The organism is Pantoea sp. X-Soil-TKNS-1211 (assembly GCF_059730495.1).
Genome location: NZ_AP035953.1, coordinates 125,368 through 151,565, shown reverse-complemented (window position 1 = coordinate 151,565; position 26,198 = coordinate 125,368). Strand labels below are relative to the sequence as shown.

Sequence of the window (26,198 nt, the reverse complement as noted above, 5' to 3'; positions counted from 1 at the left end):
CTTCCTATTGATATCGGTAGTGCAGCGTGCCGCCGTCGAGCTTTTCCAGCGTGACCGGCACCTTCACACTGCCGCCCTGATCCTGCAACCAGTGGGCATACACTCCGGCCAGCACCGCGCTGAAGGCCAACTGCCAACGTTCGGTATTCACCAGACTGTCGCCAGCCGGTAACGCATGGTGCTCAATCAGGATGGCGTTCTCCATCGGCTGTAACTGGGCAAAACCCCAATTAAAACGCGCCAGCTGCAAATTGATTTCGCGCTCCAAATCCTGCACGGTGCGCGCCTCCGCCAAAGGATAGCGTGCTGCCAGCGATTCGCCCACCTGGTTGAGGAAACCTTCCGCTTCCTCTCCGGCATTATCCAACATGCCTTCAATCATCACGCTGACCAGATCAAACCAACCCGGCTGATGCGGGTGGCTGACACGGGCTGCCAATTGCTCACTCATTAGTTGTCTCCGAACATGTAACGGAAGTACAGATTCGCTGTGGTCTCGTTGTAATCACCGAAGGTGTCGTAGCCTAACTGACCTCCGAGGGTGAGATCTTTGTTGACCTTGTAATCAGCTCCGGCATGCAGGTTATAACCGATACCGTTTTTGCTATCGCCATCGTAGTACGCGCTCTTGACGTAACCCGCATCGGCCATCGCCTGCAACTGCGACTGCAATGACGGATCGTTCGGGAAGTAAGCGCTCTTATCCTGGCTATAGGTTTGATAACCGATCGCACCACCGATATTCACCTTCAGGTCATCAAACTTACGCGAGAAGTCGACCGGGAACGAGATCGACGCGTAGTTCTGCGGGCTGAAGTAACCACCCTGACCATAGCTGAAGTAGCTGAGATTTTTTGAGTAGTCCATCCACGACAGGCTCATCCCCACCTTCAGCTCGCGGTCATCGTAGTGGAACGGACGCACATAAGCACCCGCTGTAGCCTGCACGCTATTGTTGCTGGCCACGTTCTCGCCGATATAGCTGTACGCCCCAGCACCAACATAGAAACCGGCGTCACCGTCGTCATAACTCAACAGCGCGTTACCGCCGTTTTTCGTCACCTGGCCCCATTTTTTGCCGCTGGCGCTGTCTTCTGCACCGACATACGACAGCAAGCTATCCGTCACCGCACGACGCTCACCGGTCAGGATCAGCGTCAGGAAGTCAGTCAGCTTCGGCGACCACTGGATGCCCCCCACCATAGTGCTGAGATCCTGGCCGAGCGGTGTACTGCCCAGATCGATTTTGTAGCTGTCGCCGCGCAAGGCCATGCTCAGCTCAACCCCGTTGCCTTTCTGCGAATTGGTCGAAGAAGAAGGCACATCGGTGACTTCGGCATCGCCCGCTGCGACCACGGCACCCTGAATCAGTGAGTTAGTACCGAAACGACGCCAGGCATCGCCCGCCGCACTGCCCGCCGACAGGGAAATCGGCGTCATGGTGAAGTCGAAGCGCGAATCGCCGAACGGCACGGTGGAGAAAGTCAGCGGCGCTTTGGCTTCGGTCAGCTTACTCAGGCCCGATTCGCCATCACGTCCACGCACCTGCAACTGCCCCTGAGTCCAGGTGCCGGTTTTCTCCTGCAAATCGTCCATCATGTCGTCGATCTGCTTCAGCGTACGGCTCTGCTGCACCGCCGGGGTGTTGCTCGCCAGCGTCACGCCACTGGCGCTACTGGTCGCATCCGGCGTGGACTGCCACGGCATCACCGCGCCGTAGCTGGATGGCGTACGCCCTACCGGTGAAGTGCTGCGGTTGATAAACGGGTTATCCGCCAGCGCCAGACCACCCACGGTGGGTACGCTGCCGGTTTGTGCGCCCTGCAAGCCAATTAGCTGGCCGCGCGCCGTGCGCAGATAACTCATCGCCTGGCTGTGCTCGCCGTTGGCTTCCGCCACGCGTGCCAGCAGCAACAGGCGGTCCGGTGTCTGCTCGTTGCGCAGGCCGCGCGTCAGGGTATTGGCCTGCTGCACGTCGTTCATTGCCAGCGCTACGTTGATCGCCCCTTCGCGCGCATCCTGAGTCGGGGTGTCCTGGGTCATCAGGTAATCGTACACCACACCCGCTTCTTTGTTCATCTTGCCGGATTGGTACAGACGCGCCATCGCGAACATCAGATCGCGGTTCTGCGGATCGTGTTGCAGCGCACCCACCAGCTTGTCGTAAGCGGCGGCGTACTGTTTCTGCTCGCGCAGACGATCCACCTCGTTGATGACGTAGCCATTGCGAATACCCGCCAGCTGCGTCGGGGTGCTGCGTGCCTGCAATTCCGGGCTACTGAGGAAGCTCTGCGCCTCGGTGGTCAGACCGGCCTGATTCAGCACCGCCACCTGCGCGGCGTAATCCCCGGCGTTACCCTGCACACCGCGCTGTAAATTGCTGCGCACCACGGAGACCGCAGTGGTGAGATCCCCCGCTTTCGCCAGTTTCTGCGCCAGGTTACCGGCATCCACCGGGTTCGACGGCGGATTCGCCGCCAGTGCGCGCAGCGTATTCGCCGCCGCCGCATTAGAACCCTGCGCCAGATACTGATCGGCGGTGTTCATTTGCAGGTTAAAATTCACGCGTTGCGCCAGCTCGCGCATATCGCTGCTTTTGCTGCTGTTGGGAATGCGCGCCAGCAGCAGGCTGGCCTGTTGCCAGGCGCCACTTTCGCTGGCGTTCAACGCACCGGCGTAAAGTTCATTGGTGCTGGCACCGGTGCGCATCGTCGGCTGCATGATATTCGCCGCCATCATGCTCTCGCCTTGTCCACGATAGATGCGCGCCAGATCAAGACGCAGCCAGCCATCGTTCGGGTTACGCGCGATACCCTGTTGCAGGGTGGCAATTGCCGCCGCGTTGTTACCTGCCGCCAGCTCACGTTTCGCCTGCTGACGGATCGGATCGGTGCTACTGCCGCGCGGTGCCACGCTCTGACGCACGCTGTCCGGCAATGAGGCCAGCAGAGTATTGGCTTCAGCGCTGCGGTTTTGCTGACGCAGCACGTAAAACAACCCTTCTTTGGCGTTGCGGTTATCCGGGTCGCTTTGCAGGATCGAACGGTAGGTTTGCTCCGCCTGCGGCAGTTGATTGGTACGGCGCAACACATCCGCACGGAACAGTTTGGCGGAGGTGCCTTTCTCGCCTTCGGCCTGAGCCAGAGGCTCGCTCAACGCCAGCGCCTGAGCGCTGTCACCATTTTTCAGGGCCTGCTGTGCCGTCGCCAGTTGCGCATAGAAACGGGCATCGGTGGCCTGTTTCTGACGCTCCGCGCTCTGATCGCCCCCCATCTGCGCGGCGCGTGTCAGGTAATCAGCCGCTTCAGAATAACGTCCGGCGCGCTGCGCCACATAGCCCATCCCCGCCAGCGCATCGGCATCCTGCGGGTTGGCCTGCAATACTTTCTGGAAGTTGTTTTGAGCGCTGCTGACATCGCCACTGTTCAGGGCGGTAAAGCCCGCGCCTTTCTCCGCGCCACCGACATTTTTACGGTAATAATCCATTACCGTGTTGTCCTGCGGATGGCGCTGCTGCCAGGTCTGATATAGCGACGCATCAGAAGCCTGTGGCCCCAGCCACAGCAGCGCCTGCCGCAGTGAACGATCTGCGTCTTTGTTGCCATCAGCCATCGTTGCTAATAGGTCGATACCTTCGCGACGCGTCGATTCCTGGTAAGTCATCGCTTTACCCAGCGCCAGTTTGGCCCCGGTATCCTGCGGATGCTCAGCAGAGAATTGACGCAACGCTTCAACCGCCTGCGGCAGCATGGAGCGGTCACCGGCCATCGTCAGGTAATATTCGGCAGCGACACTCGGCGGTGGCTCATTACCGCTGAAGGTGTTGCGCCAGGTTTGCAGCGCCGCGGCGATGTTGCCGCTGCGCGCCTGCTGTCGCGCCAGTGACAGCTGCGACTGCGGGATACTTTGCAGCTGACGGGCGTTATCCAGCTCGGTCAGATGCCCGTCGTTGGGCGAGACTTTGCTCAGGCGTGCGCGCCATTGCGAAGCGGCGACGTTATCGCCGCTCTGCTGAGCATACAGCGCCAGCAGGTACAGCGCCTGGGTGTTATTGGGTTCCACCATCAGCACTTTTTGCAGCGAAGCCTGGGCTAAATCGTCATGCGCTTTCTGATGCCAGTAAGCCGCCTGATCAAACAGCGCCTGTAACGCAGGATTTGTGCTCTCAGCCGCCAACAGCGGCTGAGAGAATGTCAGTGCCCCACCCAGAATCAGGGCATGGCGAATACCGGCGCTTAACAGATGTTTTTTCATTATTTTTATCCTTACTTCTTGCCGGACTTGCTATCACCTTGCGGGTTGAGACGTCGCCATGCATGACGTCTCAGCATCACCCAGGCGCCACTGCCCACCAGTGCCGAGACCAGTAATGCGGCCAGCGCCATCAGCACCGAGTGCTGGTTGGCATACCACACCACCATCATGTACCAGGGCATTTCGCCGCTTGGGAACTGCTCCCCAACGCGGAAACTGCGGATACCGTTTTCATCGGTGATGATGGCGGTATCGCCACGAATACCGGCGTTGATACGCGCCGAGTTCAAATCGTTGTGCAGACGCAGCAGCTGGTCATCGCTGGTTGCTACCGTCATCACCACCAGGCGATCCGGGTTCCACGGCGAGCGATAACTGACAAAGCCGCGCCACGCCTCGTTGGAGGAAAAGTAACGGTCGGCATCCAACTGTTGACGATACCAGTCACCGGTCAGCCAGCCGCGCAGCTTGTCCCAGGTGGTGGGGTCTTTCACGCCCAGCGTATTGCCGCTGGTTTCATACGGTGTCCCTGCCAGCATCGCCTGGTTAAAGGCGCTGTTTTGCGTGGTACTGACCGCCAGCAAATCGCTCTGCTCCAGACGTGAGAGATTGGTGCCGCCATTCGGCATCCCGAACAGCACCTGGTTTTGCGCCAACGGCACGCCCGTGGCGTTACCGGCACGCGCAGCCATATCCAGCAGCGTGGAGATCTCGGCATCGCTCGGTTTTTCCGGCAGCAGCAGCGCCGTCTGTGAGAAATCAGCCAGACGCGTGAACGGGAAAGACGCACCCACGAAGTACGACAGGTTCGGCAGCATGGTGAAGTGACGCGTATGGCTCAGGTCGATCGACGAGTCATCCTCAATGCGGCTTTTGATGTTGTTGTTCAGCAACACGCCGCAGGGTGCATCCGCTTTCGGCTTGATGTTGAAGTAGAGCGCCAGCTGGTTATCGCCGTAAATCAGATAGGGATCGAGCTTCAGCGTGTAGTTTTCCTGACGCGCGTCGCCGCCCAGACGGTGCCATGCACTCTCCAGTAAGCCGACTTTATTGACCGTCAGGTTGCGCAGGAAGGTGCCGTTCAGCATCACGTTAAGGAACGAATTGTTCTCGTCGATCCAGCTCTCGGACGGGAAACGATAATGCAGGTTGACCGGAATGGTATCGCCATCCCACATAAACAGATCCGGCGCGGCGCGGAAGTTCACGCTCAACGCATCATGCCAGATACCGGTGGTGGTCAGGCTCTGATCCTTACGCAGCAGCTCGCTCAGACGCACCGGGCGGCTGGTGTTGATCCAACGCGGCGCATCATATGGCTTACGCAGCGCAATCGGCTGCGACTGCACATTCAGGTTGCTGGCATCGGTGGTCAGTGGCTGGGTGGTCAGACGGTTAGCTGCCTGACGCAGTTGCGCATCATCGGCACCACTCACCAACAGCAGTTTGTACACCGGGTTAATCGGGTTATCGACCATCTGCAACGTCGGGCCGTTGGCTGCCGGGAAGGTCAGGATGCCGATTTTATCACCGGGATGACCAAACAGAATGCCGTTGTGCTCAGGCAGATCGCCACGCACCACCGGGAAGCGGATGCCACGGTAGTCCGACTGAATACCCAGCCAGGAGGCGACCAACGCGGCCGCGCTGACGGTATCCGGCGTCACGTTTGACGTAAAACCAATGGTGACGCTGGCGGGCGTCATGCGCAGCGGATCGAGAAACGGACGTGGGAAGTTACGCAGGCTGGTGCCAATGTTCAACCGCTGACCTTCCATGCTCAGCGTGGTTTTCGGCAGGATCGTCACCTGATATTGCTGCGCGCTCTCTTTCTCGCACAGCAACTTGTCGGCATCGTTGATTTTGAAGCTCAGGTTGTTGCTGGCAACCACCATCGCTGCCGGGATATCGAGCTGATAATCGCTGGTATCGCTGTCGGTGGAACCCAGCGGCAGCGTACCCAACGGCTGGCCGTTGAGCATCAGTTGCAGTGAGGTATTACGCGACGCCAGCGCGGCAGAAACACGCAGCGACAGGTTAAGACGTGCATTGGTGATCACCTCATCGCCCGGCAGAGTAAACACGATACCTGACTGGAGCTGACCACCGGTTAACACGATGCCCTGCTTCTGGCCCATCTGTGCCACCGAAATCACGGTGCTGACCGGCTGATTGAGCGGCGTGGCGACGCTCGGCGCAGGGGCCGGTGTCGGCAGAACCATCTCAGGAGCCGGTGCTTCGTTGGCGGCGGCTGGCGCATCATTTTCCACCGCAGGCGCGTTTTCAGCCGGTGCACTGACCGCAGGCGTGGTTTCGGGCGGCATATAAGGTGCGCTGCCTGCGGCCTCTTTCAGCTGTGCATCGGCATTGGTATCCAGTCCCTGCGGCGGCGGCACTTGCCCCAGCGCAGAGCTGTCCTGCGTCACCGTCGCTGGTGTTTCCGCCCAGGCAGGCGCGAGCAGCAGCGCGGTTGCCAGCGAACTCGCCAGCAACGTTTGCGTCAAATTCTTCATGCGGCGCTGTCCTCTTTGACGGCAGTCTGAGCCTCTTGCTTGCCCTTATTACGACGATCTTTCCATGTCAGCCAGAACAGCTCGAAGACGGTGCGCACAATGGTGCCGATCGACAACAACGGGTTATCCTGTTTGTATTGCGGCTGAATCCACGCATCGGCACGCGCCAGCACCACGCGCACCAGTTCGCGACGACGCGACAGCGGCATAGCTTCGAAACGCAGACGAATGGTTTCATCATCGCCAGAGATTTTGCTCACCGGAATGGTGATGGCACCCGACTTCAGCAACAGGTCAATCTCTTCGATTTCATCGAACTCATGGCGGCCATCCGGCGCGTCGAGTTGCGCACCGCCCATCGACAAGTCACTGGTCATGGTGCGCGATGAGATGCCGCTGGCGTAGTGAATAATCGCCGGGATCTGCACTTCAATACGGATGGTTTTACGCACCTGCTTGGTTTCGCGTGCCACGGCAATCGCCGCCATCAGGATAATCAGGCTGAATACCGCCCAACCAACGTTGAGGGCAATAACATAAGGATCCACGCCGAAGTAGTTATGCATGGTGGCACGTACCACACCTGCCACGATGCCTATCGTCAGCAGCGCTGCCACAATCACATGCGGGCGCACGATGTGGAAATCGAAGAAGCCCTGATCCAGCACCCCACCCTTGTCGGTTACGTTGAACTTACCGTGTTTCGGCGAGAACATAGTCAAAATGGTCGGAATAACCAGGTGGAAACACATCACCGTTTCGTAAATTTCACCCCAGAAGGTGTAACGGAACCGGCCATTCATGCGTGAGTTGACGTACAACGACATCACCAGATGCGGCAGCACGTAGGCAAAGATCAGCGACGCCGACGAGTGAATGATGTTGAGGTTAAACAACAGGTACGCCAACGGTGCCGTCAGGAATGCTACACGCGGTAGACCAAACTGGAAGTGCAACATCGCGTTGAGGTAACACAAACGTTGCTGCCACTTCAGGCCACGGCCAAACAGCGGATTATCAACACGGAAAATCTGCGTCATACCACGCGCCCAACGGGTACGCTGAATGACGTGCAGGCCCAGACGTTCGGTCGCCAGACCGGCCGCCAGCGGAATCGACAGGAAGGCCGATCCCCAACCCAGACGCTGCATTTTCAGCGCGGTGTGAGCATCTTCGGTGACGGTTTCAACCGCAAACCCGCCAATCTCCTCCAGCGCGCTACGACGAATCACTGCACAGGAGCCGCAGAAGAAGGTGGCATTCCAGTTATCGTTGCCTTGCTGCACCGGGCCGTAGAACAGTGAGCCTTCGTTCGGGATGCTGCGAGCGGCGCGCAGGTTACGTTCGAACGGGTCCGGCGAGTAGAAGTAGTGCGGCGTCTGCAACAGCGCCAGTTTAGGATCTTTCAGGAACGGGCCAACCGTCGCTTGCAGGAAAGTACGGGTGGCAACGTGGTCACAATCGAACACGCAAATCAGCTCACCTTTGGTGATTTTCATTGCATGGTTGAGGTTACCGGCTTTCGCATGGCGGTTGTCATCACGGGTGATATACCCGACGCCGACGTCGGCGGCAAACATGGCAAATTCACTGCGCTTGCCGTCATCCAGCAAATAGATTTTCAGCTTGTCGCGCGGATAATCAATACACTGCGCCGCCAGCACGGTATCACGTACCACATCCAGGCTTTCATTATAGGAAGGCACATACACATCCACCGTCGGCCACAAACTGGTGTCGTCCGGCAGCGGTTCAATGGTGCGTTTTAATGGCCACGTGGTTTGCAGAAAGCCAAGAATTAAGATCAGCCAGACGTATAGTTCAGCCAGATATAAGCCAATCCCGAGAATGGCTTCAATTTCTGAATTAAACTGCAACGTCTCCGTAGTGCGCCACCAGATATAACGGGTAGACATCAGGGCGGAGAGGATGACCATCACCACCGTTATTTTACGGCTTTTACTCAAGCCCATTAAAAACAGCATACCGATGCTGATTAAGCCAAAGATATATTGTTTCTGGCTATCCATTGGCGTAATGATGATTACCGCTGCGACCGGTGCAAGCACCAGCAGCAGCAGGTAAAACGCGAGTTTACTCATGATTCACCTGCGGAGCTGTGTTGTTATTATTAGGTCTGGCAATGCCAGACTATTAATAATGACTACGGATGGGCGCCTGAACTTCACCGTTGCCCACGGTAATATTCAGAATATTGGAGACACGCTTGGCAATCAGCTCAATATCAAACGCTGCCGCAGATGCAGGGCTGAAATCAAAAACAGATTGCTGTGACGCATTGGCTTCCGCGACGCTTTCATCACGGTGTACCACGCCCAGTAAATTGTCACCCAGACGTTGCTGCATAAAAGCACTGACATCACGGCTTATATTGCGGCGGTTATCGCTCTGGTTGAGCACAAAATAGTGTCCATGTTTATTATTCAGTGGCTGACCAATCATGCGGTCGTTTTCAATTTGCGGCAGCAAAGAAACAGAAGCGGTATCTGCCAGCATCACCACTAAATGCATATCGGCAAGCGCCGTCATTGCCTTTAATGCCGGACCCGGTCCTGGCGGAAAATCCGCGATAATCACCAGGCCGGGATAATTCAGTACCGTATCCAGGCCGCGCTTCAGGAAATGCGGATCTTTACTCAGGTTATCTTCAAAACGTTCGCGCTGTTGCTCGGTGACATCACCGTACGGCATAACAAAAATATTGCCGCCAGTGGTGAGAATCGACTGACTCCAGTCGGCCTGTTCCTCCGAACGTGCCACAAAACCGCGGCCATCATGCAGCGGAACACCAAAATGCAGGCGAAGCGCGTTTTGTACGTCAAAATCAATTGCCAAAACTTTGCTGCCTGCGCGGGCCAGACTCCAGGCCAGGTTGGCTGCCATTGTGGTCTTCCCTACTCCCCCTTTAGGCGAGCACACACAAACTAACGGCATAGCGCAATCTTCTCCAGTAACGGTTTCAGTAATGTCTCTTTCGACAGGTTCGCAGGCTCAGCTGGCCGTGAACGGAATAATGCGCCAAAGCGTGACGGGGCCGCTGCGGGTTGAACCGGTGCGACAGGTGGAGCAAAGGTGGGGGTCGGTGCCACAACAATCGGTGCAGGCATAACCGCAACCGGTGTTGGCGTCACCACCGGCTCTGGCGTCACGACAGGAGCCACAGGCGCTTCAACCGGTTTCGGTGACGGCGGTGGAAACAGCGACGTCGTCACCTGCCGTTCAACATGCGTTGCTTTCGGTGCCACAGGCGTCACTGACGGTGTGGGTTTGACCGGAGCCGGTGGAAACAGTGAGGACACCGCAGCCGGGGCCGCCGCCGCGACTGGCGTTGCCGCCAGGCTATCCAGAATCGAGCCACGTACGCTGCTGGCGATCGGTGTGATCTGTTGTTGCTGTGGCGGTGCATCGAATTCGTTGCCGCGAATCGGCTGGGGTTGCGGCAGGTCAATACGCTGGCCGCTACCTAAGGTTTCCTGCTCATCATCCGCCGCCAGCTGACGGATAATCGCCCACTGACTTTGGTCGGCTTCCTGCGTTTGCCCAGACATATCCTTGAAAGCGATATCCAGCGTCTGCGTTTTTTCCTTAAAACGCTGCAAATCGTCGTAGTTCTTCATGACCAGGGGCCTGTGAAAGGAGGGGGGAAATTTTCGCGAATATATCACATACATTAAAACACAGTGAGAGAAATCTGATTATTAAAACGCCGCATTCAATAAAAGAGTTTTATCTTTGTGATTGAAAAAAAGGGTGCAAAATAACTCTCCTGCTGTTTATGGCCCGAAATTAATTAATATCGGTTAACTGAAATAATCACGGTGATAATCTTTTCATAACTCACTGAAAAATCTCCAACCCTCTGCAAGTTACGGATTTTTCACCTGTGTGATTAATCTCACACAAATTTGACAAAATTCGGAATTTGTCTTAACAGCCGAAACAATTTTTAATACCAGCGAATGACAGATGCAATCGGGTAATGAATTTTGCTGTGGGTTCATAATCGATGAGCCAGTCGTTAATTTTTTTGAAGTATAGACGAACAAATGAAAAAGGCCCCGACAGGGGCCTTTTTCTCTGCAAGATGACTTATGCGCCAGTAATCGGCTGGTTCTCATCCTGGTCCACGGCAAAGCAGGCAATCTGCTGCTCACCATAGGCTTTCAGCTTCGGCTGCAACTGCACGCAAGTACCGAAGCGGCGACGACAACGCGCATTGAAAGCACAGCCCGGCGGCGGGTTCAGCGGGCTGGGCAGCTCGCCGGTCAGCTTGATACGCTCACGACGTTCATCCGGGTTGAGGCGTGGCGTGGCCGACAACAGCGCCTGTGTATACGGATGCCGCGGATTGCTGAATATTGCCTCTTTACTGCCCTTCTCCACACAGCGGCCAAGGTACATCACCATCACTTCATCGGCGATATGCTCCACCACCGACAGATCATGGGAGATGAATACGTAGGAGAGGCCGAGATCCTGTTGCAGGTCCATCATCAGGTTCAGTACCTGTGCACGCACCGACACGTCGAGCGCCGATACCGGTTCATCGGCGATCAGCACATCCGGGTCCAACATCAAGCCACGGGCAATGGCGATACGCTGACGTTGACCGCCAGAAAACATATGCGGATAGCGATCGTAATGTTCGGTTTTCAGGCCAACTTTCGCCATCATCTCCAGCGTTTTTTCCCGACGTTCCGCTTTGGTCAGCGTGGTGTTGATCACCAGCGGCTCTTCCAGAATCTGGCTAATTTTTTTACGCGGATTCAGCGAACCATAGGGGTTCTGGAACACAATCTGGATTTTCTGCCGACGCAGCTTCTGCGCCTGCGGATCATGCTTCAGCAAATCCTGCCCGTGCCAGTACAGCTCACCCTCGGTCGGAGTTTCAATCATGGTCAGCAGGCGGCCAAGGGTGGATTTACCACAGCCCGACTCCCCGACCACCGCCAGCGTTTTGCCACGCTCCAGATTAAATGACACGCCATCCAGAGCTTTGACCAGACGCTCCTGACCAAACAACCCTTTCTTCACCGGGTAGTGTTTTTTCAGGTCAATCGCCTGCAACAGGTAATCCTGCTGTGTTTTTTCATGACTCATAAGTCGGTCTCCCGGCATCATCCAGTGGGAAGTGACATTTGGACTGACGGCCCGGAATGTCGCGCAGTTCAGGCTCTTCGCTACGGCAACGGTCGGTCACGTAGGGGCAGCGCGGATTCAACAGGCAGCCGGTTGGGCGATCGTATTTGCCCGGCACCACGCCAGGCAGCGAAGCCAGACGTGCTTTATCCGCCGCGAATTCCGGCAGCGCACGCAGCAGCGCCTGGGTATACGGATGACGCGGGGCTTTGAAGATATCCGCCGCTTTGCCACTTTCCACCACTTGTCCGGCATACATCACGATGATGTGTTGCGCTGCTTCCGCCACCAGCGCCAGGTCATGGGTGATGAGGATCAGCGCCATGTTCTCTTGCTTTTGCAGCTCCAGCAGCAGCTCAATGATCTGCGCCTGGATGGTCACGTCGAGCGCCGTTGTCGGCTCATCGGCGATCAGCAGTTTGGGTTTACAGGCGATCGCCATAGCGATCATCACGCGCTGGCTCATACCGCCCGACAACTGATGCGGATACACATCCAGCCTTGATGCCGGATCGGGAATCCCTACCTGTTCCAGCAGATCAATCGCGCGTTGACGGCGGGTGCTACGGCTGCCGCCCTGATGCACTTTCAGCGCTTCCATAATCTGAAAACCCACGGTGTAACACGGGTTGAGGCTGGTCATCGGGTCCTGGAAGATCATCGCCACTTCCGCACCCACCAGTTGGCGGCGCTCTTTTTCGGAGATGCGTTGCAGGTCGCGCTGGTTGAATTCCAGCTTTTCTGCCATCACCCGACCGGGATAATCAATCAGGCCCATAATCGCCAGCGAGCTAACCGATTTACCGGAGCCGGACTCACCGACAATACCGACCACCTGGCCCTGCTCAACCTGATAACTGATGCGGTCAACCGCACGGAACGGTGTTTTTTCGTCGCCGAAATGCACCGACAGTTTTTCTACATTTAATAACGCCATCTCGGTGCCTCTTTACTGCTTGAGTTTCGGGTCGAGTGCATCACGCAAACCATCGCCCATGAGGTTGAATGCCAGAACCGTGAGCAGAATGATCACTCCAGGGAAGGTCACCACCCACCAGGCACTTTGCGCGTACTGCAACACGTCGGAGAGCATGGTGCCCCACTCCGGTGTCGGCGGTTGCGCCCCCATACCGAGAAAGCCCAACGCCGCCATATCGAGGATGGCGTTGGAGAAACCTAATGATGCCTGCACAATCAGCGGTGCCAGGCAGTTAGGCAGAATATTGACGAACATCTGACGCAGCATACCGGCACCGGCCACACTGGAGGCGGTGACGTAATCACGATTCACTTCGACCAGTACCGCCGCGCGCGTCAGACGGATATAGTGCGGCAACGCCACGAAGGTTAACGCCAGCCCGGCGTTCACTATCGACGGACCAAAAATCGCCACCAGAACCAACGCCAGCAGCAGGCTGGGCAGCGCCAGCATAATGTCGACCAGACGCATGATGATGGCGTCAACCACACCGCCGAGGTAACCGGCCATCAGACCGAAAATCACCCCGAGAATCAGCGACAACACCACCACCAGGCAACCCACCAGCAGCGACAGGCGTGCGCCAAACATCAGGCGCGACAGAATATCGCGGCCCACATCATCGGTGCCGAGGATAAACTTCCAGGTGCCGCCCTCCTGCCACACCGGCGGATGCAGCAGTGCATCGCGGAACTGTTCGGCAGGGGCGTGCGGTGCGAGAAACTCAGCGAAGATGGCGATCAGCAACATCAGGATGATGTACACCAGACCAATGACCGCGCCTTTATTACGTTTGAAGTAGTGCCAGAATTCCTGCATCGGGGTCATCGGCTTGGGTGCAGCGCTTACGCTTGCGGGATCAACAGCAGACATGATGCCCCCTTATTTCTTATGACGGATACGTGGGTTAACCACGCCGTACAACAGATCAACCAACAGGTTGACCAGGATGATCAGAATCGCCACCAGCAGCACGCCACCCTGCACCACCGGATAATCGCGGCGTTGCAGCGCTTCAATCAGCCAGCGCCCCAGGCCCGGCCAGGAGAAGATGGTTTCTGTCAGGATGGCCCCGGCCAGCAGCGTACCGACCTGTAAACCGATAACCGTGACCACCGGCAGCATGGCGTTACGCAGGGCGTGTACCACGATCACGCGCATCCGCGTCAGCCCTTTGGCACGCGCGGTACGGATGTAGTCTTCGCCCAGCACTTCCAGCATTGAGGAGCGTGTCATACGCACAATCACCGCCAGTGGGATAGTCCCCAGCACGATGGCGGGCAGGATCATATGCATCACCGCATCTTTGAAGTCGCCCGGTTCGCCCCAGATCAGGGTATCAATCAGCATAAAGCCGGTGAGCGGATGGCTGTCATCGAGGAAGATGGTGTCACTGACACGCCCGGAGACCGGCGTCAGGTTCCACTGCACCGACACCAGCATGATCAGCATGATGCCCCACCAGAAAATCGGCATCGAATAACCGGTGAGTGAAATGCCTACTGCGGTGTGATCGAACACCGAACCGCGTTTGACCGCAGCCAACACCCCGACCGGAATGCCGACGGCAACGGCGAAAATCATCGCGCAGATGCCCAGCTCCAGCGTGGCTTTAAAACGCGGCACAAACTCATCCCACACCGGGATACGGCTTTTCAGCGAGATACCTAAATCACCGTGCAATACGCCGTTGATGTAGGTGAGATATTGTTTCCACAGGGGTTGGTCAAGACCAAACATCGCCATCAACTGGGCATGGCGTTCAGGAGAAATACCACGCTCGCCCGCCATGATCAGTACCGGATCGCCGGGGATCAGGTGGACAAACGCAAAGGTCAACAGGGTAATACCGATAAACGTTGGGATGACAAGGCCCAGACGTCGGAGTATGAACTGCAGCATAAGCCGTACTCTCAGTCATTTCCCGCAGCGTTGCCGCCGGGGACTACATTGCTCAAAACATGCATCCGACACATAGCCGAACGCGACGCCAGAAGCGCTTCAATAAAAAGAAATTAGCCGGAAAAAAAGTGCGGAGTGCGGGCGGCGAAGAAGCCGCCCGAGGGCCGACGGCGTCGGCCCTGACCGCCATAATCCGAAAGGTTATTCCTGGATATCGACGTTTTCGAAGTGATGTTTACCTAACGGGTCAACCACATAGCCGGTCACTTTCTTGCTGACTGGCTCATACACAGTCGAGTGGGCAATGATCAGTGCCGGAGCCTGGTCATGCATAATCACCTGTGCCTGTTTGTAGTATTCAATACGTTTGTTGTGATCGGCTTCAGCACGCGCTGGCTGAATCTGATCTTCAAACGGCTTGTAACACCAACGTGAATAGTTAGAACCGTCTTTCGCCGCTGCACAGCTGAACAGGGTAGCGAAGAAGTTATCCGGATCCCCATTGTCACCGGTCCAGCCCATCATTACCGTCTGATGCTCACCCGCTTTGGCGCGTTTCAGATACTCGCCCCACTCGTAGGTCACGATGTTGGCTTTCACACCGATTTTCGCCCAGTCTGCCTGAACCATTTCCGCCATACGACGGGCGTTCGGGTTGTATGGACGCTGTACCGGCATCGCCCACAGGTCGATAGAGAAACCATCCGGCAGACCTGCTTCTTTCAGCAGCTCTTTGGCTTTGGCCGGATCATACGGGTAATCCTGCACCGCGTCATTGTAACCCCACATGGTCGGTGGGATCAGGTTTTTCGCAGCCTGGCCAGCACCCTGATAAACCGCATCGATGATGGCTTTCTTGTTCACCGCCATGGTCAGTGCCTGACGCACTTTCACGTTATCCAACGGTTTTTTCTCGGTGTTGAACGACAGGTAGCCGACGTTCAGACCCGGTTGTTCCATCAGATTGATGTTTTTGTCTTTCTTCATGCTGGCGATGTCAGCCGGGTTCGGGTACGGCATCACCTGGCATTCGCCTTTCTGCAACTTGGCGTAACGCACGGAAGCATCTGGCGTGATAGAGAAGACTAAGCGGTCGATCTTCGGCTTGGTGCCCCAGTAGTCCGGGTTCGCTTTGTAAAGGATGCGCGAGTCTTTCTGGTATTGCAGCAGCTGGAACGGGCCAGTACCCACTGGGTTCAGGTCCACTTTTTCCGGCGTACCGGCTTTCAGCATGTTGTCAGCGTACTCTTTCGACAGGATAGAAGCGAAGTCCATCCCGAGGTCAGCCAGGAACGGAGATTCCGGACGTGTCAGCACGAAGCGCACGGTGTTATCGTCCACTTTCTCGATTTTGCTGATAAGGTTCGGCATGTCCATGCCTTCGAAGTACTCGTAGCTGCCGCCAGAAACGCCGTGGTACTTGTTGTTTTTATCGAGCTGACGCTCGAAGGAGAAAATCACGTCATCAGCGTTGAAGTTACGCGTCGGTTTGAAGTCTTTGGTGGTTTGCCACTTCACGCCTTTGCGCAGATGGAAGGTATAGGTTTTGCCGTCAGCGCTCACATCCCACTTTTCGGCCAGGCCCGGTTCCACTTCTGTGGTGCCGATTTTGAATTCAACCAGACGGTTGTAGATCGGTACGGAGCTGGCATCGTAGGTCGTACCAGAGGTGAACAGCTGAGGGTTAAAGCCTTCCGGCGAACCTTCTGAACAGTAAACGAGGGTTTTCGCCTGGACACCCGCGGCAACGGTCATAGCAATCAGGCTCAGACCGACCTTCAGCATCCTGGATTTAGCCAGGGAGTTGATCATGTTTTGCTCCATTGTGATGTGATGTTGTGTGCGTTGCGCCTGACCTCTGATTTTTTTTTGCGGTTCAGGCAAGTCACTTTTGTGACCAAAATGCGAGTCGTTGTTTTTGTTGCGCTGGCACCGTGGAATCTGCCAGACGCGTCGGACTCTGCATCTATTGACGCATCAATTTGTCAACAGTTGCAAAGAACGTCAATACAAGGTGGGGTTATTTACAGAGAGTGTGAGTAACCGCAAGCAACGATAAAAAACACCCTTCAACCGGTAAGCCAATATTTAAAAAGGTGATAAAGCGCGCTATGCCGAGTGATTATCTGGCTACATAGCCAAATGACAGTGATTATCACCGCTAAAAAACATACAAATATTACCGGTAAATGTTGAATATATGAACGATTCCCCGTGCGCTATGACGTTCAGGCAGCGAAATATGCTGCACTAATGGCATAAGAAATCAGCAAAAAGCAAAAAGCGGTCATAAGAAGAATGTGTCGCGAATTAAGCTGCGGGCTGAGAAGTGGCAAGGGATTGATAGCCGTGAACAGGAATAATGACGACTAATGAGCGATCGCCGGACGTAAGGGGTGAATTGTTAACTTTTAAAGCTTAATCCTGGGCCACACCAGGCCGTAACGGCGCGATTTATCGCGCAATTTTGTGTACGACGCCGGAAAAAACCGCGCGATAAATCGCGCCGCTACGGATAATGCAGACGAAAAAAAACCTGCTTTTACAAGCAGGTTTCTTAAATTTGGTCGGTGAGAGAGGATTCGAACCTCCGACCCCTTCGTCCCGAACGAAGTGCGCTACCAGGCTGCGCCACTCACCGATGGGGGCGCATCTTACTGCGCAGCTCCGGGAGCGTCAATCCCTTTTTGTGCAAATCCATGCGATCGCCTGGAAAGCAGACAGCAGAGAAAAAGCCTCTGCTGCTCAATAAGTTCCAGGAAAAAATTACAGCGATTTGGCCGCAGGCGTTGCCGCCGGTGCCTGACACCAGTTATTCGCCGCGTTGATACCACCATCCGGCGAACTATAGCCCAGGCAGCCAAGAATGGTGTCAAACAACTCGACATGACGATGTATCTTGCCGACACGCTGCTGCGCCTGTAACCGCTCGAAATTGCTGCGATTGCCAGCATCGGCCAGATACTTATCCGAAGCCCAAACCATCATCGGCACCCGGAACTGCTCCGGTGGCGCCATCTCACGCGGGGTGCCGTGCAGATGCATATTCTCGCTGATCGATTCACCATGATCGGCGGCATAAAACACGATCGCCTTCTTATCACGCAGCTGATCAAACACGCTATCGAGCATGGTATCGACGTATAAAATCGAGTTGTCATAAGCGTTAATCAACTGCGCTTTGCTACAGGTTTCATCCACCCCCATACACTCCGGCTGGTAGCGGGCGAAACTGCGCGGATAACGCTGCGAATACAGATAGTGCGAACCTTTGGTATGCAGCACCACCAAATGCTTTCCTTGCGGATAACGTTCCAGCGATGCCTGTAATTCCGGCACCAGCAGCATATCGTCCACCGGTTTACCCTGGTTACGCTTCTCAGAGCCAATTTGTTCGCGGAAAGAGAAGTTATTCACATCGGCGTTATCGTAGAACCACACTTCACTCTGCATGGCGAACAACTCGGAGGTGAAACCCAACTCTTTCAGCACGGCAAAAATGTTCTGTTCTTTCAGGGTGCGTCCAGGATTATCCATTGTGCCGCCTTCACGCACGAACATGCAGCGTAGCGACAGCTTGGTGGCGGTATCGCAAGACTCGCCGCGGAACGCCACCAGGTTCTTCTCTTTCGAGAGTTTTGGCGTGGTATCGCGCTGATACCCCAACAGACCCATATGGTCCCAGCGTGTAGTTTCGCCAATCACAAACACCACGTAGGTATCATCAATACCTGCCGGGGCCACGTAAGTGAACTTTTTCGCCGGGTCCAACAACTCCTGGCTATCCACCTTTTCATCCAGTTTGGTCCAGGCAAACAGCCCCAACGCGGCAATCCAGTTCGATGGTAGATAAGAGTGCGCCACCACACCACCATAGCTTGGCAGATCGATATTGGTTATCTCTTCGTTGGCTTTTTGCAGCTTGTCGAAATAGCGGATCGGCAGCCACACCAGCGCCACGCTCAACAACAGAATCAGGGTTGGCTTGAGGCGCTGACCTGGAGTTTTTAGCTGCTCAATCAATGTTTTGCTTAGGTTATTGCGCCAAATCATCATCAGTGGCAAGGCGCTGACCAGCACCATCCACAACACGAAATGCAGGCCAATCACCTCTTTGGACAGATCCACATCGGTGGTCATGACCGAGGCGACAATGCCGTAGCCAATCACGACATTAAAGAATGCCATGTAATAGGCGGCAGCGACCGAAATCACCACCAGCAGGCTGGACAGCATGCGATAAACCCATTTTCCACCAAGCGACAGCAGCCGCATCAGGAAGAAGGTTAGCAACACAGCAGCGACCACTTCAGCCAGCGCAGAGGCCCAATTTGTCAGTGAGGATTTCGTCAGAAAGCCGTCAAAACGGCGATAGAAAATCGGTAAATTCAATAAGATACCGAGATACAACGCGAGCAGCAGTGACAGCTTCTGCTGCGTTAAAGTTCTAATATAATTCATGAATTTCTTTTTTCCCGGCTGGTGTCGGAGCTTTAACCCTAAAGTGGGACTGTGTAAAGACAATAGAGTTCGCTTTTGCCGCAGAAAAGCGTGATGCAAATAACTGTTCGGGAGGAATCTGAACCGAGGGCATAGCGATTTTGCGAAGTGGCTCAGTAAAACATGTGTTAAGAGGTGTGACCAGACAAATCTGGTTATTGGTTCGGGTTGCGCATTTTTTGCTCAAATCAAAAAAGGACACATTTCGTAGCGGCGCCCTTTTAAAATCAGCGCGATAAATCGCGCCGCTACGTATCAATGCAGGCAGGTTTAGTTAATGATATTCAGCGTCACATCGATATTGCCACGGGTGGCATTAGAGTAAGGGCAGACGATATGTGCAGCGTCGACCAGTTTCTGCGCTTCAGCGGCATCCATCCCCGGCAGGTGGATATTCAGTTTCGCTTCGATACCGAAACCGTTCGGGATCGGGCCGATACCCACTTCACCTTCAATCCACGCATCTTTCGCAATCGCGAACTTATCGCGGGCAGCAACAAACTTCATCGCACCGAGGAAGCAGGCAGAATAACCGGCGGCAAACAGCTGCTCCGGGTTAGTCACTTCGCCGCCCGCGCCGCCCATCTCTTTTGGCACACCCAGTTTCACATCCAGCACGCCATCAGAAGAGACGGCACGGCCATCACGACCACCGGTGGCTTTAGCTTTTGCAGTGTAAACAACTTTCTCTAAAGACATGATAACCTCACTATTCGCTATTTTATCGCGTGCTACTTATTTAGCACACCTTGAGACTACACGGGTGCAGCGCACCCGCCGTTAATTACTTCGCGCGATTCAAATTATCGCGTAGATCATCCAACTGGTTTTTCAGCGCCAGCAGCGTCTCATCATCACAAGCCGCAGCGCATTTGATCGCTTCCGGAATGGATTCTGCTTTCTGGCGTAACGCCCTTCCCTCATCGGTCAGGGTCACGACAACCTGACGTTCATCCTGACGCGAACGCGCGCGGCGCAACAACCCGGCGCTTTCCAGCCGTTTCAACAACGGCGTCAACGTAGCGGAATCGAGAAACAGCTGCTCGCCGATCTCCGAAACCGTCACATCATCCTGAGTCCACAGCACCAGCATCACCAGATATTGCGGATAGGTGATTTCCAGCTGCCCCAGCAGCTGACGATAGACCTTGTGCATCGCGAGGTTCGCCGAGTAGAGGGCGAAACAGAGATGCTGATCCAGCTTGAGTGGCGTCTGCGACACTTTTTTGTCATCTTGGTTACTGTTCATGCAATTCAATATAGATAGTGCACTAGACAATTGCAAGCTACTTTTTCCCGGAGCAGACAATGATGCGGAATTCACTGGAAGATCAGGCGCGTCGCTATGCCACCCAGGCCCATGCCGAAGCCGGACAGCGTCGCAAATACACTGATGAGCCGTATATCGTCCATCCGGCAGCCGTGGTCGAGCTGGTACGTAGTGTCACTGATGACGAAGCGATGCTGGCGGCAGCCTGGCTACACGACACGGTGGAAGACACAGCCAGCACCCTTGAGGACATCGCCAGCCGCTTCGGCCCACGCGTAGCTCAACTGGTGGATATGCTCACCGATAGCGCCCAGCCGCAGGCGAAAAACCGTGCTGCACGTAAGCTTGCGCACTTCCGCCATACCGCGCAGGCGTCGCCCGAGGCGCAAACCATCAAGCTGGCGGACATCATCGATAATACCCGCGCCATTGTGCAATTCGACGCTAACTTCGCCCGGGTTTATCTGGTGGAAAAACAGATACAAATTCAGCTGTTAGATGAAGGGGATAAACATCTGTGGCAGCAGGCGGATAGCATTATTCGGCAGGGGTTAGCCCAGTTGGCGCAGCCGCCGCACAGCGTGCCGGAGAGTTGGTTTGTGAAGCAGGCTGCTAAGTATGGGGTGGCGTGATGTTCCGCCTGCTGCCGCCAGCAGCGGTTTAGCTCTGAGAAGGTTCCGCCCGCCAGGCCAGCAGCAGTCTGGCTCTGAGAAGGTTCCGCCCGCCAGGCCAGCAGCGGTCTGGCTTTGAGAAGGTTCCGCCCGCCAGGCATTAAGCAGTTTCAGCCGTAACGTACAGGCGGACGGGCAAAGGTCCGAGGGCGCGGACCTTTGCAATCCGCGCCCTGCGGCGTCCTCGCGCAGCGCATAGCGCTGTGCCCTCGCTTATCACTCAGGCCGTACGGCACGCGCGGATTCGCCATCCCTGGCTCATTCCGCTCTCTCGCCGCATCCATGCGGCTCGGCCTGGCCTTCCCTCTGCGCTCGGCGCTGCGGATGCCGCCCACCCCACCGTCTGCAAGACCGCAGAAAAAACAAAAAATAAAAAACAAAAAATAAAAGCGAAAAGAAAAAAACAGATTAGTAAAAGGCGTGCAGCGGCGGGTGGGGCGCCATCCGGACTCGCTGAGCGAATGAATGCTGCCAGGATGAGCCGCATGGATGCGGCGAAAGGCGGCGTTGAGTTGTAGCGGCGCGATTTATCGCGCAAAAAAAGAGGCTGGCGCGAGGCACGGGAGTGCAGAGGGCGCGGCCAGGCGCCCTTTGCTCGGTCGCCGCACCGGCGAACTGCAACTACATCAGCCTAAGGCGAACGAAACCACCTCAATGCAAACGAAACCACCCCGGTGCATACAAAAAAAACCCGCCATCAAGGCGGGTCAGAACCGAATAGTCGGTGTTTACTCAAGTAGTTGTCGACCCAGATAGGGATTGGCCTGCAACAGCTTCATCAATTTACGTGCCGTAGCGGAAGGGCGCGTGCGTTGCGCCTCCCAGCTTTTCACTGAAGAGACGCTCACCCCCATCACGCGGGCAAATTCATCAACCTGCATGCCGGTCATCTCTCGTAAACGCTGTGGCTCGGGAACTGACGCCTTAGAAAGGGCGATTTCAGATACAGAAGGCTGTGCATCACGTGTCAAAACAATCTGCTCAAGACTACTAAGTAACTCGACCATTGGATCTTTTATTTCCATAGAGAACTCCTTAAAACTCACTATGAATCACGTGAAAGTAGAGAGGTAAAGCGTCCGCAGACGCTGAAACCGGCCAGTTCAGGCTGCATCCCGCAGCGGTTTAAGAAGAGTTTTTATCAAACCGTTACGGGACACAGCCTGTTGCACACTGCGAAAAGATGTCAGAGCAATGCAACAATAGGCCGGGTCTCTAAGTATGGGTCAGATCCCCGGCTTTGCTGCTTTATTCCTGAGTATTTTTTAATCTTTCTTATACCGCAGCAGGTTCAATCACCATAAGTAACTGTCCTGCCTGTACTTGCTGCCCGGCCTGCCGTTGCAGACTATGGATTTTTCCGCTAACCGGCGCGACGATCGGGATTTCCATCTTCATTGACTCGAGAATACCGACGGTAGCTCCCGCTTCAATGTCACTGCCTGGTGCCACCAGCCACTGCCACACGCTGCCTGCCACCTGACTCTCCACGCCACAGCAATCGGCGGGAATGCTGGCCTCTTCCTGATCTGACTCCGGCAGCTGGCTGTCAAAGGTAAACTGCCCTTCGGCACGCCAGCGTGCCAGCTCGCTATCGAATGCCTGCTGGCGCTGCTGCTGGAAGTGGTCAATCTCCGTGGCCTGCTGTGTCAGCAGCGCCTGATAATCGGCAAGGCGGAATTCACCCTCTTCCATCCGCAACGGGTAATCCCCCCACGGAAAACGCTCACGAATCTGTAGCAGCTCGTCGGCGCTTACCGGATAGAAACGGATCTGGTCGAAGAAGCGGAGCAGCCAGGGTTGAGTAAACGCTGACGTTTGGCGGTCACGGTTCCACATCTGCAAGGTGCGTCCGACAAACTGATAACCACCCGGTCCTTCCATGCCGTATACGCACAGATAGGCCCCCCCAATACCCACCGAGTTCTCCGCCGTCCAGGTACGCGCCGGATTATATTTAGTGGTCACTAAGCGATGACGCGGATCGAGCGGAGTCGCTACCGGTGCGCCGAGATACACATCGCCCAGCCCCATCACCAGATACGCAGCACTGAACAGAATCTCTTTCACCGCCTCAACGCTCTCCAGGCCGTTGATACGACGGATAAATTCGATGTTGCTCGGACACCAGGGCGCATTAGGGCGGACTGACTGGCTGTAGCGTTGGATCGCGATACGGCAGGCTTCATCATCCCAGCTGAGCGGCAGCCACACGGTGCGCGATGGCACGGCGGCATCAGCTAAGGTTCCCAGTACATTATCAGCGTGCAAAATGTGCGCCAGAAGCTCACTTCTTGAACAAAGCTGCGCATCATAATGAACCTGTAAGGAGCGGATGCCCGGCGTCAATTCCAGCTGACCCGGCAGCGGATGGGCTTCCAGCCACTGCATCAACGCATGGACACGAAAACGCAGCGCGATATCTAACAGAAGATCGCCATACTCCACCAACAGGAAACGATCGCCAGCAGCGCGCACGCAGAGCGATGGCAGTTCTCCGCTTGCTGCATGTTGGTGCAGCACTGGATCAATCAGGGGCAGCGCTGCGCTTACCGTTAACGGTCGCGGTTGCAGACTGGCGATCTCTTCACGCTGCGCCTGCGCCAGTTGATCGGCACTCGCCAGATCGATCGGCAGAAACTGCACCCGATCCCCCGCTTTCAACTGACCGAGTTTCCACAGATCGGCCTCGATCACGGTGGCTGGACACACAAACCCGCCAAGTGATGGACCATCCGGGCCGAGGATCACCGGCATATCCCCGGTAAAATCGACAGTGCCAAAGGCATAGGCATTGTCGTGGATATTGGAAGGATGCATCCCCGCCTCACCGCCATCACTACGCGCCCAGGTGGGTTTCGGTCCGATAAGGCGAATGCCAGTGCGGCTGGAGTTGTAGTGCACCTGCCACTCGGCGGCGAAAAATTCACGGATATCGTTGTCGGTAAAGAACGTCGGTGCACCGTGTGGTCCGTAAATCACCCGGAGCTGCCAGTGGCCACTCATCTCAGGCAACAACGCCTGCGGCAGCTGCGTCTGTGGCAATTCAACCGGAGCCGCCAGATGCAGCACATCGCCCGCCCGCAGCGCACGCCCGGCATGACCACCAAATTTTCCCAGCGTAAAGGTGCTGCGGCTACCGAGGTAGCGTGGCGTATCCAGCCCACCGGCCAGCAACAGGTAGCTGCGGCTGCCGTCGCTTACCTCGCCCAGCGTCAGGGTTTGCCCAGCCTGCGCGCTGATAATCTGGTTCATCGCGACGGGTTGCTGATCGAGCTGCGCCGCAAGCACAGCACCGGTCAGGACAAAACTACAGCGTTGGTTGAAACGTAAGGTCGGACCGCGCAGGGTGATTTCCAGTCCCGCCGCCTGAGGATCATTGCCCAGCAGGCGGTTACCCAGTTGGAAGGCACGGCTGTCAAATGGGCCGGAAGGCGGGACGCCAACATGCCAGTAGCCGGTGCGCCCCGGCGCATCCTGCACCGTAGTCAGGGTGCCGCCGCTAATAATATCCAGCGTCGGCGGCTGCCACTGCACGCCGCCAAGTGTGGCGGTGATGATGCGCCCAAGCTGTACTTCCGCAAGAGTCAGCAAATGGCGCAGCCACAGCAGGTTAGTTTCGATACCGTACAATTCCGTCGCATTTAGCGCCTGCGCCAGTCCGGTCAGCGCCTGGTCACGATCTGCGCCATGCACAATCACCTTCGCCAACATCGGATCGTAGAACGGTGAAACCTCCATGCCACTCTCAACGCTGCTGTCGACACGCAGCGTAGCGTTTGCCAATTGGTCAGGGAACACGACATGGCTGAGCAAACCGGCACTTGGCTGGAACTGCTTCGCCGGATCTTCGGCATACAGCCGCACCTGAATGGCGTGGCCGTCAGCCACCGGCTGCAAACTGGCGAGCGGTGGCAACGTTTGCTGTGCCAACTGCACCATCCAGCGGACCAGATCCACGCCGTACACCATCTCGGTGACACCATGTTCCACCTGCAAACGGGTGTTCACTTCCAGGAACCAGAACTGCTGGCTACCCTCGTCATAAACGTATTCCACTGTCCCGGCGCTGCGGTACTGCACCGCACGCCCCAGCCGCACCGCTGTCGCCTGCAATTCCGCGCGTACCGCGTCACTCAAGCCCGGTGCCGGGGTCTCTTCCATCACTTTCTGGTTACGGCGCTGTGCCGAGCAGTCACGCTCGCCCAGCGCGATCACCTCGCCGGCACCATCGCCAAAGATCTGCACTTCAATATGCCGCGCCCGGGCGATAAATTTCTCTAAAAATACGCCATCGTCGGCGAAATTGTTGCCAGCCAGACGTTTTACGCGGGTAAAGGCATCGGCCAACTGCTGCGCATCATCGCAACGCTGCATACCAATGCCGCCGCCGCCCGCAGTGCTTTTCAGCATCACCGGATAGCCAATATCGGTGGCGGCAGACTGCGCCTGCTCCAGCGAGGTCAGCAACCCACTGCCCGGCAGCAGCGGCACATTATTTTCCTGCGCCAGGGTACGGGCGCGATGCTTCAGACCAAACGCTGCCATCTGCTGCGCGTTTGGCCCGAGGAAATGCAGGCCAGCAGCCTCGCAGCGGTTAACAAAATCGGGGTTTTCACTGAGGAAACCGTAACCCGGATGCAGCGCCTGTGCGCCGCTCTCGGCGGCAATCGTCAGCAACTTCTCCTGGTTCAGATAGGTGTCGCGCACCTGGCCCGCGCCCAGCGACCAGGCTTCATCCGCCAGCCGCACATGACGCGCATGACGATCGGCTTCGGCATACACCGCGATCGCCTTAATATTCATCGCTTGTAAGGTGCGGATAATGCGCACCGCAATCGCGCCACGGTTGGCAATCAATACACGCTCAATCATGACTTCTACTCTCTTTCAGGCAGGTCGTCCTGCGCTGGCATTGACGGCTGATAACGGGTCGTCCCGTTGCGTCA

17 protein-coding genes and 1 tRNA gene are annotated in these 26,198 nt (G+C 56.2%); 1 reads left to right on the top strand and 17 read right to left on the bottom strand.

Annotation, left to right across the window (positions count from 1 at the left end):
• Positions 1–4 precede the first annotated feature (4 nt).
• The 15 genes from bcsD to AC6I8W_RS00605 all read right to left on the bottom strand — a co-directional run bounded on the left by bcsD (position 5) and on the right by AC6I8W_RS00605 (position 20,557).
• Positions 5–451 (bottom strand): cellulose biosynthesis protein BcsD, encoded by a 447-nt coding sequence (gene bcsD, locus AC6I8W_RS00675; RefSeq protein ID WP_497836571.1) that lies wholly within the window; start codon positions 449–451, stop codon positions 5–7.
• Complete coding sequence (locus AC6I8W_RS00670; protein ID WP_497836570.1) at positions 451–4,254, bottom strand: cellulose biosynthesis protein BcsC; 3,804 nt, start codon at positions 4,252–4,254, stop codon at positions 451–453. The genes bcsD and AC6I8W_RS00670 overlap by 1 nt, the downstream gene beginning before the upstream one ends.
• An 11-nt stretch (positions 4,255–4,265) precedes the next feature.
• Positions 4,266–6,767, bottom strand: a complete 2,502-nt coding sequence (gene bcsB / locus AC6I8W_RS00665; RefSeq protein WP_497836569.1) for a cellulose biosynthesis cyclic di-GMP-binding regulatory protein BcsB — start codon at positions 6,765–6,767, stop codon at positions 4,266–4,268.
• The gene (bcsA, locus tag AC6I8W_RS00660; protein ID WP_497836568.1) at positions 6,764–8,869 is read right to left on the bottom strand and encodes a UDP-forming cellulose synthase catalytic subunit; all 2,106 of its coding nucleotides are present in this window, start codon (positions 8,867–8,869) and stop codon (positions 6,764–6,766) included. Before bcsA ends, bcsB begins: the two co-directional genes overlap by 4 nt.
• 52 nt (positions 8,870–8,921) lie before the next feature.
• On the bottom strand, positions 8,922–9,722 hold the full coding sequence (gene bcsQ, locus AC6I8W_RS00655) for a cellulose biosynthesis protein BcsQ (protein WP_497836567.1): 801 nt from the start codon (positions 9,720–9,722) through the stop codon (positions 8,922–8,924).
• Entirely contained in the window at positions 9,713–10,405 is a 693-nt protein-coding gene (bcsO, locus tag AC6I8W_RS00650; protein WP_497836566.1) for a cellulose biosynthesis protein BcsO, read from the bottom strand. The genes bcsQ and bcsO overlap by 10 nt, the downstream gene beginning before the upstream one ends.
• 472 nt (positions 10,406–10,877) lie before the next feature.
• On the bottom strand, positions 10,878–11,888 hold the full coding sequence (dppF, locus tag AC6I8W_RS00645) for a dipeptide ABC transporter ATP-binding subunit DppF (protein ID WP_480367054.1): 1,011 nt from the start codon (positions 11,886–11,888) through the stop codon (positions 10,878–10,880).
• A complete protein-coding gene (gene dppD, locus AC6I8W_RS00640; RefSeq protein WP_021183747.1) occupies positions 11,878–12,864 on the bottom strand; it encodes a dipeptide ABC transporter ATP-binding protein in 987 nt (328 codons plus the stop codon). The genes dppF and dppD overlap by 11 nt, the downstream gene beginning before the upstream one ends.
• 12 nt (positions 12,865–12,876) lie before the next feature.
• The gene (gene dppC, locus AC6I8W_RS00635) at positions 12,877–13,779 is read right to left on the bottom strand and encodes a dipeptide ABC transporter permease DppC (RefSeq protein WP_497836565.1); all 903 of its coding nucleotides are present in this window, start codon (positions 13,777–13,779) and stop codon (positions 12,877–12,879) included.
• A gap of 9 nt (positions 13,780–13,788) precedes the next feature.
• Complete coding sequence (gene dppB, locus AC6I8W_RS00630; RefSeq protein ID WP_497836564.1) at positions 13,789–14,808, bottom strand: dipeptide ABC transporter permease DppB; 1,020 nt, start codon at positions 14,806–14,808, stop codon at positions 13,789–13,791.
• Positions 14,809–15,009: 201 nt separating this feature from the next.
• Positions 15,010–16,620 (bottom strand): dipeptide ABC transporter periplasmic-binding protein DppA, encoded by a 1,611-nt coding sequence (gene dppA, locus AC6I8W_RS00625; RefSeq protein WP_497836563.1) that lies wholly within the window; start codon positions 16,618–16,620, stop codon positions 15,010–15,012.
• Positions 16,621–17,372: 752 nt separating this feature from the next.
• Positions 17,373–17,449: transfer RNA gene (locus AC6I8W_RS00620), tRNA-Pro, on the bottom strand.
• 125 nt (positions 17,450–17,574) lie between these two features.
• Positions 17,575–19,269 carry a kdo(2)-lipid A phosphoethanolamine 7''-transferase gene (gene eptB, locus AC6I8W_RS00615; RefSeq protein WP_497836562.1) on the bottom strand — a complete coding sequence of 565 codons (1,695 nt, stop codon included), beginning with the start codon at positions 19,267–19,269 and terminating at the stop codon, positions 17,575–17,577.
• Positions 19,270–19,578: 309 nt separating this feature from the next.
• The gene (locus AC6I8W_RS00610; protein ID WP_480367046.1) at positions 19,579–20,007 is read right to left on the bottom strand and encodes an organic hydroperoxide resistance protein; all 429 of its coding nucleotides are present in this window, start codon (positions 20,005–20,007) and stop codon (positions 19,579–19,581) included.
• Positions 20,008–20,092: 85 nt separating this feature from the next.
• Positions 20,093–20,557, bottom strand: coding sequence for a MarR family winged helix-turn-helix transcriptional regulator (locus tag AC6I8W_RS00605; RefSeq protein WP_013507300.1), 465 nt, complete (start codon positions 20,555–20,557; stop codon positions 20,093–20,095).
• 62 nt (positions 20,558–20,619) lie between these two features.
• Between AC6I8W_RS00605 and AC6I8W_RS00600 the strand changes: the two genes are divergently transcribed.
• Positions 20,620–21,210, top strand: coding sequence for an HD domain-containing protein (locus AC6I8W_RS00600; RefSeq protein ID WP_497838079.1), 591 nt, complete (start codon positions 20,620–20,622; stop codon positions 21,208–21,210).
• Positions 21,211–21,977: 767 nt separating this feature from the next.
• Here AC6I8W_RS00600 and AC6I8W_RS00595 read toward each other — a convergent pair.
• Both AC6I8W_RS00595 and uca read right to left on the bottom strand, forming a co-directional pair.
• Positions 21,978–22,274, bottom strand: coding sequence for an HTH-type transcriptional regulator (locus tag AC6I8W_RS00595; protein ID WP_497836561.1), 297 nt, complete (start codon positions 22,272–22,274; stop codon positions 21,978–21,980).
• Positions 22,275–22,524: 250 nt separating this feature from the next.
• Positions 22,525–26,124 carry an urea carboxylase gene (gene uca / locus AC6I8W_RS00590; protein ID WP_497836560.1) on the bottom strand — a complete coding sequence of 1,200 codons (3,600 nt, stop codon included), beginning with the start codon at positions 26,122–26,124 and terminating at the stop codon, positions 22,525–22,527.
• Positions 26,125–26,198 lie beyond the last annotated feature (74 nt).

Excerpts from the sequence above, each read along its gene's own strand:
- bcsD (WP_497836571.1), bottom strand. The coding sequence starts at position 451 with ATGAGTGAGCAATTGGCAGCCCGTGTCAGCCACCCGCATCAGCCGGGT.
- AC6I8W_RS00670 (WP_497836570.1), bottom strand. The coding sequence starts at position 4,254 with ATGAAAAAACATCTGTTAAGCGCCGGTATTCGCCATGCCCTGATTCTG.
- bcsB (WP_497836569.1), bottom strand. The coding sequence starts at position 6,767 with ATGAAGAATTTGACGCAAACGTTGCTGGCGAGTTCGCTGGCAACCGCG.
- bcsA (WP_497836568.1), bottom strand. The coding sequence starts at position 8,869 with ATGAGTAAACTCGCGTTTTACCTGCTGCTGCTGGTGCTTGCACCGGTC.
- bcsQ (WP_497836567.1), bottom strand. The coding sequence starts at position 9,722 with ATGCCGTTAGTTTGTGTGTGCTCGCCTAAAGGGGGAGTAGGGAAGACC.
- bcsO (WP_497836566.1), bottom strand. The coding sequence starts at position 10,405 with ATGAAGAACTACGACGATTTGCAGCGTTTTAAGGAAAAAACGCAGACG.
- dppF (WP_480367054.1), bottom strand. The coding sequence starts at position 11,888 with ATGAGTCATGAAAAAACACAGCAGGATTACCTGTTGCAGGCGATTGAC.
- dppD (WP_021183747.1), bottom strand. The coding sequence starts at position 12,864 with ATGGCGTTATTAAATGTAGAAAAACTGTCGGTGCATTTCGGCGACGAA.
- dppC (WP_497836565.1), bottom strand. The coding sequence starts at position 13,779 with ATGTCTGCTGTTGATCCCGCAAGCGTAAGCGCTGCACCCAAGCCGATG.
- dppB (WP_497836564.1), bottom strand. The coding sequence starts at position 14,808 with ATGCTGCAGTTCATACTCCGACGTCTGGGCCTTGTCATCCCAACGTTT.
- dppA (WP_497836563.1), bottom strand. The coding sequence starts at position 16,620 with ATGATCAACTCCCTGGCTAAATCCAGGATGCTGAAGGTCGGTCTGAGC.
- eptB (WP_497836562.1), bottom strand. The coding sequence starts at position 19,269 with ATGAATTATATTAGAACTTTAACGCAGCAGAAGCTGTCACTGCTGCTC.
- AC6I8W_RS00610 (WP_480367046.1), bottom strand. The coding sequence starts at position 20,007 with ATGTCTTTAGAGAAAGTTGTTTACACTGCAAAAGCTAAAGCCACCGGT.
- AC6I8W_RS00605 (WP_013507300.1), bottom strand. The coding sequence starts at position 20,557 with ATGAACAGTAACCAAGATGACAAAAAAGTGTCGCAGACGCCACTCAAG.
- AC6I8W_RS00600 (WP_497838079.1), top strand. The coding sequence starts at position 20,620 with ATGCGGAATTCACTGGAAGATCAGGCGCGTCGCTATGCCACCCAGGCC.
- AC6I8W_RS00595 (WP_497836561.1), bottom strand. The coding sequence starts at position 22,274 with ATGGAAATAAAAGATCCAATGGTCGAGTTACTTAGTAGTCTTGAGCAG.
- uca (WP_497836560.1), bottom strand. The coding sequence starts at position 26,124 with ATGATTGAGCGTGTATTGATTGCCAACCGTGGCGCGATTGCGGTGCGC.